Source organism: Pseudomonas sp. K8 (assembly GCF_014889455.1).
In the GTDB taxonomy this organism is placed as follows: Bacteria; Pseudomonadota; Gammaproteobacteria; order Pseudomonadales; family Pseudomonadaceae; genus Aquipseudomonas; species Aquipseudomonas veronii.
On the sequence record NZ_VJWO01000009.1, the window covers coordinates 41,346 to 54,003 of the forward strand.

12 protein-coding genes are annotated in these 12,658 nt (G+C 62.5%); 6 read left to right on the forward strand and 6 right to left on the reverse strand.

Features of this window, described 5'->3' with window-relative positions:
• Positions 1–23: 23 nt before the first annotated feature.
• Both INT12_RS09005 and INT12_RS09010 read right to left on the reverse strand, forming a co-directional pair.
• Entirely contained in the window at positions 24–569 is a 546-nt protein-coding gene (locus INT12_RS09005) for a twin-arginine translocation pathway signal protein (protein ID WP_193058824.1), read from the reverse strand.
• Positions 570–597: 28 nt separating this feature from the next.
• The gene (locus INT12_RS09010; protein WP_057003959.1) at positions 598–2,025 is read right to left on the reverse strand and encodes a coniferyl aldehyde dehydrogenase; all 1,428 of its coding nucleotides are present in this window, start codon (positions 2,023–2,025) and stop codon (positions 598–600) included.
• A 146-nt stretch (positions 2,026–2,171) separates the two neighbouring features.
• Here INT12_RS09010 and INT12_RS09015 point away from each other — a divergent pair, with 146 nt between their 5' ends.
• Together INT12_RS09015 and INT12_RS09020 are read left to right on the forward strand one after the other, a co-directional pair.
• Positions 2,172–2,843, forward strand: coding sequence for a TetR/AcrR family transcriptional regulator (locus INT12_RS09015; protein WP_017845029.1), 672 nt, complete (start codon positions 2,172–2,174; stop codon positions 2,841–2,843).
• 33 nt (positions 2,844–2,876) lie between these two features.
• Complete coding sequence (locus INT12_RS09020; RefSeq protein ID WP_193039779.1) at positions 2,877–3,731, forward strand: sulfurtransferase; 855 nt, start codon at positions 2,877–2,879, stop codon at positions 3,729–3,731.
• Between the two features lie 27 nt (positions 3,732–3,758).
• On the opposite strand, the gene INT12_RS09025 is transcribed toward INT12_RS09020, so the two are convergent.
• The 4 genes from INT12_RS09025 to INT12_RS09040 all read right to left on the reverse strand — a co-directional run bounded on the left by INT12_RS09025 (position 3,759) and on the right by INT12_RS09040 (position 8,272).
• Complete coding sequence (locus tag INT12_RS09025; protein ID WP_046487833.1) at positions 3,759–4,754, reverse strand: hydrolase; 996 nt, start codon at positions 4,752–4,754, stop codon at positions 3,759–3,761.
• Between the two features lie 62 nt (positions 4,755–4,816).
• Complete coding sequence (gene rsmD / locus INT12_RS09030; RefSeq protein WP_193058825.1) at positions 4,817–5,434, reverse strand: 16S rRNA (guanine(966)-N(2))-methyltransferase RsmD; 618 nt, start codon at positions 5,432–5,434, stop codon at positions 4,817–4,819.
• Positions 5,434–6,924: a M16 family metallopeptidase gene (locus tag INT12_RS09035; RefSeq protein WP_193039780.1), complete on the reverse strand. Its 1,491-nt coding sequence runs from the start codon at positions 6,922–6,924 to the stop codon at positions 5,434–5,436. Before INT12_RS09035 ends, rsmD begins: the two co-directional genes overlap by 1 nt.
• Positions 6,917–8,272, reverse strand: a complete 1,356-nt coding sequence (locus INT12_RS09040; protein WP_017845024.1) for a M16 family metallopeptidase — start codon at positions 8,270–8,272, stop codon at positions 6,917–6,919. Before INT12_RS09040 ends, INT12_RS09035 begins: the two co-directional genes overlap by 8 nt.
• Before the next feature lie 341 nt (positions 8,273–8,613).
• On the opposite strand from INT12_RS09040, the gene ftsY reads away from it, so the two are divergent.
• From ftsY to rpoH, 4 genes are all read left to right on the forward strand, one after another.
• Entirely contained in the window at positions 8,614–9,918 is a 1,305-nt protein-coding gene (gene ftsY / locus INT12_RS09045) for a signal recognition particle-docking protein FtsY (RefSeq protein ID WP_193039531.1), read from the forward strand.
• On the forward strand, positions 9,915–10,586 hold the full coding sequence (gene ftsE, locus INT12_RS09050) for a cell division ATP-binding protein FtsE (RefSeq protein ID WP_017476533.1): 672 nt from the start codon (positions 9,915–9,917) through the stop codon (positions 10,584–10,586). The genes ftsY and ftsE overlap by 4 nt, the downstream gene beginning before the upstream one ends.
• Positions 10,583–11,605 carry a permease-like cell division protein FtsX gene (gene ftsX / locus INT12_RS09055; RefSeq protein ID WP_017845021.1) on the forward strand — a complete coding sequence of 341 codons (1,023 nt, stop codon included), beginning with the start codon at positions 10,583–10,585 and terminating at the stop codon, positions 11,603–11,605. Before ftsE ends, ftsX begins: the two co-directional genes overlap by 4 nt.
• 129 nt (positions 11,606–11,734) lie before the next feature.
• Complete coding sequence (gene rpoH / locus INT12_RS09060; protein ID WP_017845020.1) at positions 11,735–12,589, forward strand: RNA polymerase sigma factor RpoH; 855 nt, start codon at positions 11,735–11,737, stop codon at positions 12,587–12,589.
• Positions 12,590–12,658: the final 69 nt, after the last annotated feature.

A 12,658-nucleotide genomic window follows, 5' to 3' on the forward strand; every position in this document is an offset into this window, starting at 1 on the left:
TGTTTTTATTGGGGGGATGCGAATCAGATCTGCGGCGGCCCGGGGTAGCCGCAATGGGCCCAGGACGCCGGCCGGAAGTACCAGGCCATGATCACCAGCTTGAGCAACGAACCCTGGCCCATGCGCAGCAGGTTCAGGTAGCTGTTTTCCCAGCGGTGCAGGAAGTTGCGGATCTGTTCGCCACTGGCGTTTTCCCAACTGCCCCAGATCCCGGTCAGTGGGCCGCGGGTGATGCCCATGCCCAGCACGTCGAACAGTTGCTGGGTCAGCTTGAACATCTCCGGCGACAGGTGCTGCAGGCTGTAGTCGAGTTTTTTCAGGGTGTCTTCAATCCCGCTGGCGACTTCCTGGGCGCTGGCCACGCCTTCCAGCAGCACCGGGATCACCGCGCGCAGAAACGGCAAGTCGCTGCTGCGCAACAGGGCAAAGCCGCTGGCCGGAGTGCTGCTGGAGCAACCGCTGAGGCTCGCGCCCAGCCCGGCGGTAGCCAGGAAGGCGCTGGCGCACAGGCCGATTTTCAGGACGCCGCGCCGCGACAGCGCGGGTGAATCAGTCAGGCTTGGGTTCATTGTTATGGTTATCCCGAGGGTGGCGGTATCAGCGGATAAACAGCTTCTGGATCAGCTTCTGGATCGATTTGCCGTAGGGCGGGTAGATCAACTTCGCGGCGTTCAGGCGCTGCTTGACCAGCACGCCCTTGGCCTTGCTGAACGTGAGGAACCCTTCATGGCCGTGGTAGTGGCCCATGCCCGACGGGCCGATGCCGCCGAAAGGCATGTCGTCCTGAGCCACATGCAGCAGCGTGTCGTTCAGGCATACGCCGCCGGAGTGGGTTTCGTGGAGTACGCGGTTCTGTTCGCGCTTGTTGTAGCCGAAGTAGTACAGGGCCAGTGGGCGAGGCCGCTGATTGATGTAGGCAAAGGCTTGGTCGATGCCGCGATAAGGCACGATCGGCAGCACCGGGCCGAAGATTTCGTCCTGCATCACCGTCATTTCATCGCTGACATTCAACAGCAGGCTGTGGGCCATGCGGCGTGCCTGGCCCTGGTCGTACAGAGGGATCAGGGTGGCGCCCTTGTCGGTGGCGTCCTTCACGTAGGCGTTGAGCCGGGCCAGTTGCCGTTCGTTGATGATGGCGGTGTAGTCCGGGTTGTTGGCCAGAGTCGGGTAAAAACCACGAAGCGCCTTGCTGTAGGCCTCGACGAAACCCTCGACGCGATCTTCCGGCACCAGCACGTAGTCCGGCGCCACGCAGGTTTGCCCGGCGTTCAGGGCCTTGCCGAAGGCGATGCGTTCGGCGGCGTCCTTGAGGGGCACATCGGCGGAAACGATCGCCGGCGATTTGCCGCCCAGTTCCAGCGTGACCGGAGTCAGATGCTCGGCCGCCGCGCGCATCACATGTTTACCGATGCTGGTGGCGCCGGTGAACAGCAGATGATCGAAGCGCAGCCTGGAAAACGCCATGCCGACGTCGGCCTCGCCCAGCACCACGCACACCAGGTCTTCGGGGAAGACCTTCGCCAGCAGGGTCTTGAGCAGTTCGCCGGTGGCCGGGGTCGATTCGCTGAGTTTGAGCATCACCCGATTGCCCGCGGCCAACGCACCGACCAATGGCCCGATGGCCAGGTACAGCGGGTAGTTCCAGGGCACGATCACCCCGACCACGCCCAGCGGTTGGTAGATGACTTTGGCCGAGGCGGGCTGGAAGGCAATGCCTACAGCACGGCGGGAAGGTTTCATCCAGCCACTGAGGTGTTTGCTCGCATAGTGAATGCCATGCAGGCTGGGCATCAGTTCGGCGAACAGGGTTTCGTCGGCGCTGCGATGGCTGAAGTCCTGGCTGATCGCGTCGATCAGCGCCTGGCGTTCGTCGCTGAGCACTTCGCGCAAGGCCTTGAGCCATTGCTGGCGTTGCGCGGCCGGCGGCATCGGGTTGGCGGCATAGGCGCGGCGTTGGGCGTCGAACAGGCCCTGGAGTTGATCCAGTGTCTGGGAATCTTGCGGGTAGGCAACGTTGGCAGACATGGTGCAGTCCCGGATTGTTATTGGTCTGCCTGGATTTTTAGAGTTATTGCTCTAAATTGTCAAATGGCATTGCAGCCACAACTGGATTTATCCCGGCAAGGTTAGGCCGTAAGATGGTCGATCACGTGTACAGAAGCTGATCCCCTATGGCACCACGAGTAAAGACCAGCGAGCGCATTGTGCAAACCAGCCTGGAGCTTTTTAACCAGCAGGGCGAGCGCAGTGTCAGCACCAACCATATCGCCGCCCATATGGAAATTTCGCCGGGCAACCTGTACTACCACTTCCCCAACAAGCAGGCGATCATCGCCGTGCTGTTTCGCGAATACGAAGCCTTGGTCGACAGTTTCCTGCGCCCGCCCCAGGGTCGCACCATGGTGGTGGAGGACAAGCGCTTCTACCTGCAGGCGGTCCTGGCTGGTATGTGGCGCTACCGTTTCCTGCACCGTGACCTCGAACACCTGCTGGAGAGCGACCCGGAACTGGCCACCGGCTACCGGCGCTTTTCCCAGCGTTGCCTGATTCAGGGTGGCGCCATTTACCGGGGGTTTGTCGATGCCGGCATTCTCAATATGGACCCGGTGCAAACCGAGGCGCTGACCCTCAACGCCTGGATCATCCTTACCTCCTGGGTGCGGTTTTTGTGTACCACCAATGAAAAATCCACACATCTGAGCGCCGAAGCGATCAAGCGTGGGGTGTATCAGGTGCTGGTGCTGGAAGCGGGGTTTGTCACGCCGCAGGCCAAAGCGGCGGTGGATGCACTGTTCAAAGAGTTTTACGTGCCGTTGAACCAGGCACTGGAAGAAGTGAAGTAGGATCTTTCCCGAATTTGTTCACAGGAGTCTGTCATGCCACTTGCCCAACTGATCAGCCCCCAGCAACTGGCCGAGCGCCAACAGCGCGGCGCTCTGGTGATACTTGACTGTCGCTTTGCCCTGGAAGACCCGGACTACGGAATGTGCAGCTACGCCGAAGGGCATATCGAAGGCGCGCAATATGCTGACCTGGAGCGCCATCTCAGTGGGCCGGTGACCAAGGGCGTGACCGGGCGTCACCCGTTGCCGCAGGCGCAGACGCTCGCCGAGCAACTGCGTGCCTGGGGCATCAATTCCGATACCGATGTGGTGCTCTACGACGACGGCCCGGGTGTTTATGCCGCCCGCACCTGGTGGTCGCTGGCGTGGCTGGGCAAGCGTGATGGCGTGTTTATCCTGGACGGTGGCTTGAAGGCCTGGCACGCGGCCGGCTTCCCGTTAAGCCTGGATGCGCCGATGATCGAGCGCGGCACCTTTGTCGGCGCGCCGGATAATCGCCTGCTACTGGATGCCAAGCAGCTGCAAAAACGCCTGGGCCAACCGGGCCTGACCCTGCTCGACGCCCGCGCCCAGCCGCGCTTTCGCGGCGATGTCGAGCCTATCGACCCGATTGCCGGGCACATTCCCGGCGCGCAATGTGCGGCGTTCACCGAAAACCTGGGCAGCGATGGGCGTTTCCTGCCGGCCGAGCAGCTCAAGCAGCGCTTCGCCGCCCAGTTGCAAGGCCGTTCGCCGGATGAACTGGTGGCGTATTGCGGTTCGGGCGTGACGGCGTGCCATAACCTGTTCGCCCTGAGCCTGGCGGGTTACCCGTTGGGCAAGTTGTATGCGGGATCGTGGAGCGAGTGGATTACCGATCCGACGCGGGAAATCGCGACGGGCGACTGAGTCGTCCTGCGTGTAAACCCACCTTGTTTAACGGGGTTGTGTCAGCAGCCATTGCGGAATCCGCCGCTCCAGGTAGTAACCGGGGCGCTTCAGCGAACCGTCGACAAACCCCACATGCCCACCCTTGGCCAGCAATTCGAACTCGGTGCAATCCGACAACTCGCTGGCTTCGGGCAGGCTATGGGCGAAGACAAACGGGTCATCGGCCGCCTGGATGATCAGGGTTGGCGTGCGGATATCGCCCAGGTAGTAACGGCTCGACGCGCGGCGGTAATAGTCTTCGGCACTGAGAAAACCATGCAGCGGCGCGGTGACCCGGCCGTCGAAGTCCCAGAACGTGTGCATCTTCTCCAGAGACCCGAGTGCCTCCAGGGCCTTGAGCCCTTCAGCACGACCATCCTGTAAAAAGCGGCTTTGTTTGACACGGATATACGCCACCATCTCGCGCATGAAGTGCTTCTGGTACACCCGCGAAAAGCCCAGGCCGATGCGATCGGCGCACTGATCCAGACGAAACGGCACCGACACCGCCGCCGCGCCTTGCAGCCCCGAATTCGCGCCGGTTTCGCCCAAATGCTTGAGCAGCACGTTGCCCCCCAGGGAATAACCCACCGCATACAACGGCGCCAACGGCCGCTTGGCGCGCAGATGGGCAATCGCTGCCGCCAGGTCTTCGCTGGCGCCCGAGTGGTAGCTGCGCGCCAACAGGTTCGGCTCGCCCGAGCATCCGCGCCAGTTCAAGGCCGCACTGGCCCAGCCCTGGGCGGCGAGGGCTTTTTGCAGGCCGGCCACGTAAGGCGAGTTGGACGAGCCGGTCAGCCCATGCAGTACCAGCACCAACGGCGCGTGCGCGTCATGGGGGCCATGCCAGTCGAGGTCGAGAAAGTCGCCGTCGTCCAGCCACAGGCGTTCGCGTGGGCGTTCGAGATGCGTGGTCGGGCGCCACAGCGGCCCCCACAACGTTTGCAGATGAGGGTTGCCGAGGCCGAAGGCGGGTTTGAACAGGTCTGAAGAGGGGGTCATGACACTCTCTGTGGCACGCGGACTCACTGTGGCGAGCGAGCTTGCTCGCCACAAAAGCCCGTTCAGGCCGAGGGCTGTACCGAACGTTGCCACAATGCGTAATACACCCGCCCGGATTTCTGTTCCCGGTGCAGGCGCCAGCTGCCGGGCAGGCCCAGGCTGGATGGCGCGCTTTCGCTTTCAGTGTAGATCCACGAGTCCGGCGCCAGCCATTGGCGCTCTTCCAGCAACGCGCACACGGTCGGCAGCAGGTTCTGGTTGAACGGCGGGTCGAGGAACACCACGTCGTATTCGCTGGCGGGCTGGGGTTCCAGGGAGCGCAGCGCGTCGGCGGTCTGCACCTGGCCGTTGGTGCAACGCAGGGTGCCCAGGTGTTCCTTGAGGCTGGACACCGCCACATTGCTGGCATCCAGCGCCTGTGCCTGGGCCGCGCCACGGGACAGCGCCTCGAGGAACAGCGCGCCGCTGCCGGCAAACGGGTCGAGTACCTTGGCCCCGGCGATGTAGGGTGCCAGCCAGTTGAACAGGGTTTCACGCACGCGATCCGGCGTTGGGCGCAGGCCCACGACGTCGGGGAAGCTGAGCTTGCGGCTGCCCCATTCACCGCCAATGATGCGCAGTTGGCCCACACCGTTATGCACGTTGTGGACAGGTTTTTTCGGGCGAGATGAACTGGCCATTAATGCTCCGGAACCCCGAGCGGCTGCTCGGCAGGTTTATCAGTGGGGGGCGGTAGTGGCTTTTGCGCAGTCGTCGGGCCGGCGGTCACGATGACCATCTTGTCGGCGCTCAGGTGTTTGTTCAAAGCCGCTTTGACCTGTTCTACGGTCAGGGCCTGGGATTGTTTCATGAAATCTTCCAGATAGCTCAGCGGCAGGTTGTAGAAACCCATGGCGCCCAGCTGCCCGACGATATCGGCGTTGCTCGCGGTGGACAGCGGGAAGCTGCCGCTCAGCTCGCGCTTGGCGTCATCCAGCTCCTTTTGCGTCGGGCCGGTCTTGAGGTAGTCGGCCAGCACGTCTTCCACCAGGCGCAGGGTGCCGCCGCTCATTTCCGCGCGGGTCTGCAGGTTGATCATGAACGGACCGCGCACTTGCATCGGCGAGAAACCGGAGTAGACGCCGTAGGTCAGGCCGCGCTTCTCGCGCACTTCACTCATTAAGCGGGTGCCGAAGCCCCCGCCGCCGAGGATCTGGTTGCCCAGGGACAGGGCGGCGTAGTCCGGGTCGGCGCGATCGATGCCCAGTTGCGCGAACAACAGGTGCGTCTGCTTGGACGGGAACTCGATATGGCTCAAACCGGCCTTGGGCTCGGTCGGCTGGGCGATCTTCGCCAGGGCCGGGCCTTTGGGCAGCGAGGCCGAGACCTTGGCGGTCATGGCTTCGGCCTCGGCGCGGGTCAGGTCGCCCACCACGGCAATCACAGCGTTACCCGCGGCATACGCCTTGGCGTGGAATGCCTGCAACTGTGCCTGGGTGATTTTCGGAACGCTCTCGGCCGTGCCTTCGCTCGGGTGAGCATACGGGTGGTCGCCGTACAGGCGCTTGAACAGCTCCAGGCTCGCCAGTTTGCCGGGGTTCTGCTTCTGATACTCAAAGCCGGCGAGGATCTGGTTCTTGATGCGCGCCAGGGAGTCGGCGGGGAAGGTCGGTTTGCCGATCACCTGGTCAAACAGCGCCAGGGCGGCGTCGCGCTTGTCGCTGTCGCTCAGGCCGCGCAGGGACACCAGCGCCATGTCGCGGTAAGCGCCATTGCCGAAGTCCGCGCCGAGGCCTTCAAAGCCGCTGGCGATCTGGCTCACATTCTTGCCCGGCACGCCTTCGTTGAGCATGGCGTTGGTCATCAGCGCCACGCCGGGGATGTTGCCGTCCTGGCTGCTGCCGGCGGCGAACAGGATACGCATGTCGAACATCGGCAGTTCGTGGGCTTCGACGAACAGCACCTTGGCGCCTTCGGCGGTGTTCCAGGTCTGCACGTCGAGCTTGCGGTTGGTCGGCGCCTTGCCGTCCAGTTCCGCCAGGGATTGCAGTGTGTGGGTCGACTGGGCTTTTTCCAGCGCCGGGCTGGCGACGGATTCGCTTGGGCGCAGGAAATACACCGCGCTCGCCGCGATCAGGGTGACGGCGATCAGGCCGGGCAGGATCAGGCGGCTGCTTTTGCGATCACTCATGAGCGGTCTCCTCAGGCAGGACATGGGCGACGCTGAGACGTTCGCGGGTGAAATAGGTACGTGCGGCTTTCTGGATATCGTCCGGGGTCACGCTTTGCAGGTCGGCCAGTTCGGTGTCCATCAGTTTCCAGGACAGGCCGACGGTTTCCAGGGAACCGATGGCGGTCGCCTGGCTGGTGATCGAGTCACGCTGGTAGACCAGGCCGGCAATGACCTGGGCGCGGATACGCTCCAGCTCCTCGGCGGTCGGCGGCTTGGCTTTGAGTTCTTCCAGCAGGCGCCACAGGCCGGCTTCGGCTTGTGCGATGGTCTTTTTCTTCTGCTGGTTCGGTGTGGCGCTCAGGGTGAACAGGCTGTCACCGCGGGTGTAGGCGTCGTAGTTGGTGGAGGCGGAGGAGACCAGCTCTTCACCGCGTTCGAGCCGTTCCGAAATGCGCGCGCTGTAGCCGCCGTCGAGCAGGGCCGAGATCAGGCGCAGGGCTTGTACCGAGCGTTTGTCTGGCGCGGTGGCCAGGCCGGGCACGTTGAAGCCCAGGATCACGCTCGGCAGTTGGGTCTGCACATGCATCGTCAGCAGGCGCTCGCCGGGCTCGGCCAGTTCCAGCGGGATCTTCGCCGGAGGCACGTCACGCTTGGGGATCGGACCGAAGTAGCGCTGGGCCAGGTTCTTCACCTCGTCCGGGGTCACGTCGCCGACCACCACCAGGGTGGCGTTGTTCGGCACGTACCAGGACTGGTACCAGTGGCGCAGTTCTTCGACCTTCATGCGGTCGAGGTCGGCCATCCAGCCGATGGTCGGCGTGTGGTAGCCGCTGGCCGGGAAGGCCATGGCCTTGAAGCGCTCGAAGGCCTTGGACATCGGGTTGTCGTCGGTGCGCAGGCGGCGTTCTTCCTTGATGACCTCGATTTCGCGGCTGAACTCGTCGGCCGGCAGGCGCAGGCTGGCCATGCGGTCGGCTTCGAGTTCGAAGGCGACACCCAGGCGGTCACGCGCCAGCACTTGGTAGTAGGCGGTGTAGTCGTCGCTGGTGAAGGCGTTCTCTTCGGCGCCCAGGTCGCGCAGGATCAGCGAGGCTTCGCCGGGGCCGACCTTGGAGCTGCCCTTGAACATCATGTGTTCCAGGGCGTGGGACAAACCGGTCTGGCCCGGGGTTTCGTAGCTCGAACCGACTTTGTACCAGACCTGGGAAACCACCACCGGCGCGCGATGGTCTTCGCGCACGACCACTTTGAGGCCGTTATCCAGGGTGAATTCATGGGTGGGTTGTGGGTCGGCAGCCAAGGCTGAGAGGGGCAGACAAACTGTGCTGAGCAGCAGGCCTGCGGCGCGGCGGGCTAGAGCATTCATTCGTTTTTAAACCTGTTGGGCTGCCCGCTTGGTCTTAGCGTCGGCGGGCGAGGAGGTGCTAGGATACTGATCCGATTTGGGGACGGCCACTGCGGTCGTCATACCGTTCTGGATTCAGTTGTAGGAATTTTGAAGTTTGCTACGGTTTTCCCCGACAATCTTCAGCTTTTCGCCGATGTTGTCGCTTCAATTCCATATTGAATCGATTTGTTGAGGCCTTTATTTACGCCTTACAAAATGTTGCGCATGAACGAGCGAGCGTTAAAGCAGTCTGTTCTGCATCGAATTTTTATTTACCGAGGCGCCCTTGGCGCGTCGCTACCTTGAGATAGCCGTCCTCCATGTTTGGTTCCAACGACGACAAGAAGAGCCCAGCTGCGGCTGGCGAGAAAAAAGGCCTGTTCGGATGGCTGCGCAAAAAGCCGCAGGAAACCGTCGTCGAACAGCCGCAGGTTCAATCTGAGCCGACCCCTGAGCCCTTGGTAGGCGCCGAACCGACCGCGCCGGTGGCGCAAGCCGAGCCTGAGCACAAACCGTGGCTGGCACTGCCGGTGGCCGAAGAGCCCGTGGCACTGGTCGAAGATGTGCAGGCCGAGCATGTGACGCCGCCGATTCCGCAGGTTGAGCCGGTGGCGGTCGAGCCGACTCCCGCGCCTGTTTTGGCCGCGGCGCCCGCCGTGATCGCGCCGTCGCCCGTGGTTGCCGCCGAACCGAGCAAAACCGGGTTCTTCGCCCGTCTCAAGCAAGGCCTGAGCAAAACCAGCGCGACCATCGGCGAAGGCATGGCCAGCCTGTTCCTGGGCCGGAAGACCATCGATGACGAACTGCTGGAAGACATCGAAACCCGTCTGCTGACCGCCGATGTGGGTGTCGAAGCCACCGCCGTGATCATCCAGAGCCTGACCCAGAAGGTCGCGCGCAAGCAGTTGACCGACGCCGATGCGCTGTACAAATCCCTGCAGGCCGAGCTGGCCGCGATGCTCAAGCCGGTCGAAGCGCCGTTGGTGATTACTCCGAAGAAGCCGTTCGTGATCCTGGTAGTCGGCGTCAACGGCGCCGGCAAGACCACCACCATCGGCAAACTGGCCAAGAAGCTGCAGTTGGAAGGCAAGAAAGTCATGCTCGCCGCCGGCGACACCTTCCGCGCCGCCGCCGTCGAGCAGTTGCAGGTCTGGGGCGAGCGCAACAAGATCCCGGTCATCGCCCAGCACACCGGCGCCGATTCCGCTTCGGTGATCTTCGATGCCGTGCAAGCCGCCAAGGCCCGCAACATTGATGTGCTGATCGCCGATACCGCCGGTCGCCTGCACACCAAAGACAATCTGATGGAAGAGCTGAAGAAAGTGCGCCGCGTGATCGGCAAGCTCGACGGCGAGGCTCCGCACGAGGTGCTGCTGGTGCTTGACGCCGGTACTGGCCAGAACGCCATCAGCCAGGCCAAACAATTCCACCAGACGGTGCAACTGACCGGCCTGGCATTGACTAAGCTCGACGGCACGGCCAAGGGCGGCGTGATCTTCGCCCTGGCCAAGCAGTTCGGGTTGCCGATTCGGTATATCGGCGTCGGTGAAGGTATTGACGACCTGCGCACCTTTGAAGCCGAACCCTTTGTCCAGGCACTGTTTGCCGAGCGGGAGCGTTCATGATTCGATTCGAACAGGTCGGTAAACGCTATGCCAATGGGCATGTCGGCTTGCATGAGCTGAGTTTTCGAGTGCGTCGCGGCGAATTCTTGTTTGTCACCGGCCATTCGGGTGCCGGCAAAAGTACCCTGTTGCGCCTGCTGCTGGCCATGGAACGCCCGACCACCGGCAAGCTGCTGCTGGCCGGCCAGGATCTGGCCACCATCAGCAATGCGCAGATCCCGTTCCTGCGCCGCCAGATCGGCGTGGTGTTCCAGAACCACCAGTTGCTGTTCGATCGCACGGTGTTCAATAACATTGCGTTGCCGTTGCAGATCCTTGGGCTGTCCAAGGCCGAAATCATCAAGCGCGTGGACTCGGCGCTGGAGCGCGTGGCGTTGTCGGACAAGACCGACCTCTACCCCGGCGACCTGTCCACCGGCCAGCAACAGCGCGTCGGCATCGCCCGCGCCATCGTCCACCGCCCGGCCTTGCTGCTGGCGGACGAACCCACCGGTAACCTCGACCCGCGCCTGGCGGCCGAGATCATGGGCGTGTTCGAAGACATCAACCGCCTGGGCACCAGCGTGCTGATCGCCAGTCACGACCTGGCACTGATCGCGCGCATGCGCCATCGCATGCTGACCCTGCAACGCGGTCGCCTGATCGGCGACGGGGAGGCTGGCGTATGAGTGCGACACGCAGCCCCAAGGTTTCCGAGCGCGTGGCGCCGAAACCGGCCGACCCGCAACCGAAAAAGAAAAAACACGACGAAGACGACGGCCCGGATTTCGCCACGCTGCTGCGTGCCTGGATCGAAAGCCATCGTGCCAGCCTGCTCGACAGCCTGCGTCGCCTGGGCAAGCAGCCGATCGGCAGCTTTTTCACCTGCCTGGTGATGGCCGTGGCCTTGAGCCTGCCCATGGGCTTGTCGCTGCTGCTTAATAATGTGGAGCGCCTGGGCGGTTCCTGGCAGCGCGCCGCGCAGATTTCGCTGTACCTGAACCTGGATGCCAGCGCCAAAGACGGCGAAGCCCTGCGCGAAGAGATCAAGAACCTGCCGGGCGTGGCGGATGCCGAGTACATCAGCCGCGATCAGGCCCTCGAGGAGTTCCAGCAACAGTCCGGCCTGGGCGAGGCGCTCAAGGAGCTGCCGCAGAACCCGCTGCCGGGCGTGGTGCTGGTGACGCCGAATGAAGTCGACAAACCGGCCCTGGAAGCCCTGCGACAAAAACTCGCAGAGATGCCCAAGGTGCAACAGGCGCAACTTGATCTAGTCTGGGTAGAGCGCCTGGCGGCGATTCTCAAGCTGGGCGACCGCTTTGTGTTCGGCCTGACGGTGTTGTTGGTGTCTGCATTACTTTTGGTGATAGGTAATACCATTCGTCTTCATATTGAAAACCGTCGCACCGAGATAGAAGTGATTAAACTGGTCGGCGGCACGGACAGCTATGTGCGTCGTCCTTTTCTGTACATGGGCGCGCTTTATGGCTTCGGTGCGGGGATTTTGTCCTGGGGTTTGTTGGCGTTCGGCCTGGACTGGCTGAACGACGCGGTCATCGGGCTGGCCGGCTTGTACGGCAGTGATTTCGCCCTGGCCGGGGTGCCGGTCGCCGATGGTCTGTCGCTCTTGCTTGGCGCGGTCTTGTTGGGGTATATCGGTGCGTGGATTGCGGTCGCACGGCATTTACGTGAGCTGGCACCGAAGTAGTTAATGTCAGATTAATGTGGTTTCGTTTGTATTGACCGTATCAGTGGTTTAGGGAACTTGTCCTACGGTTCCCGGTCAATTTTCGCAGTGCTGAACTGCACGAGTTATGTGAGTCGGAGGTTTTTTCGTATGACCACTTCTTTGCAACCTGTTTATGCCTTGGTCCCGGGTGCGAACCTGGAGGCCTATGTGCACACGGTCAACAGCATTCCATTGCTGACACCGGAGCAGGAGCGTGAACTGGCCGAGAGTCTCTACTATGAGCAGGATTTGGGGGCGGCTCGGCAGATGGTGCTCGCCCACCTGCGTTTTGTCGTACATATCGCCCGTAGCTATAGCGGCTACGGCCTGGCCCAGGCTGACCTGATCCAGGAAGGCAACGTCGGCCTGATGAAGGCAGTGAAGCGCTTCAACCCGGAAATGGGTGTGCGCCTGGTGTCGTTCGCCGTTCACTGGATCAAGGCGGAAATCCACGAGTTCATCCTGCGCAACTGGCGCATCGTGAAAGTCGCGACCACCAAGGCCCAGCGCAAGCTGTTCTTCAACCTGCGCAGCCAGAAAAAACGCCTGGCATGGCTGAACAACGAGGAAGTCCACCGCGTGGCCGAAAGCCTCGGTGTGGAGCCGCGTGAAGTGCGCGAGATGGAAAGCCGCCTGACCGGCCATGACATGGCCTTCGACCCGGCCGCCGAAGCGGACGACGACAGCGCCTTCCAATCGCCGGCCAACTACCTGGAAGACCACCGGTACGACCCGGCGCGTCAACTGGAAGACGCCGACTGGAGCGACAACTCCAACCACAACCTGCACGAAGCGCTGGAAGTGCTGGACGACCGCAGCCGTGACATCCTCTACCAGCGCTGGCTGGCCGAAGAAAAAGCCACGCTGCACGACCTGGCGCAGAAGTACAACGTGTCGGCTGAGCGGATTCGTCAGCTTGAGAAGAGCGCGATGAACAAGCTGAAGCTGTCGATCGCCGCTTAAAACTGTGGGAGGGGCGGTGCGACGATTCGACTTGCCCCCGATAGCTGAGTGTCAGTCGACATCAAGGTG

Coding starts and splice junctions, on each gene's coding strand:
- ftsX (WP_017845021.1), top strand. CDS start 10,583: ATGAGTGCGACACGCAGCCCCAAGGTTTCCGAGCGCGTGGCGCCGAAA.
- INT12_RS09015 (WP_017845029.1), top strand. CDS start 2,172: ATGGCACCACGAGTAAAGACCAGCGAGCGCATTGTGCAAACCAGCCTG.
- ftsY (WP_193039531.1), top strand. CDS start 8,614: ATGTTTGGTTCCAACGACGACAAGAAGAGCCCAGCTGCGGCTGGCGAG.
- INT12_RS09035 (WP_193039780.1), bottom strand. CDS start 6,924: ATGAGTGATCGCAAAAGCAGCCGCCTGATCCTGCCCGGCCTGATCGCC.
- INT12_RS09005 (WP_193058824.1), bottom strand. CDS start 569: ATGAACCCAAGCCTGACTGATTCACCCGCGCTGTCGCGGCGCGGCGTC.
- INT12_RS09010 (WP_057003959.1), bottom strand. CDS start 2,025: ATGTCTGCCAACGTTGCCTACCCGCAAGATTCCCAGACACTGGATCAA.
- ftsE (WP_017476533.1), top strand. CDS start 9,915: ATGATTCGATTCGAACAGGTCGGTAAACGCTATGCCAATGGGCATGTC.
- rsmD (WP_193058825.1), bottom strand. CDS start 5,434: ATGGCCAGTTCATCTCGCCCGAAAAAACCTGTCCACAACGTGCATAAC.
- INT12_RS09025 (WP_046487833.1), bottom strand. CDS start 4,754: ATGACCCCCTCTTCAGACCTGTTCAAACCCGCCTTCGGCCTCGGCAAC.
- rpoH (WP_017845020.1), top strand. CDS start 11,735: ATGACCACTTCTTTGCAACCTGTTTATGCCTTGGTCCCGGGTGCGAAC.
- INT12_RS09040 (WP_017845024.1), bottom strand. CDS start 8,272: ATGAATGCTCTAGCCCGCCGCGCCGCAGGCCTGCTGCTCAGCACAGTT.
- INT12_RS09020 (WP_193039779.1), top strand. CDS start 2,877: ATGCCACTTGCCCAACTGATCAGCCCCCAGCAACTGGCCGAGCGCCAA.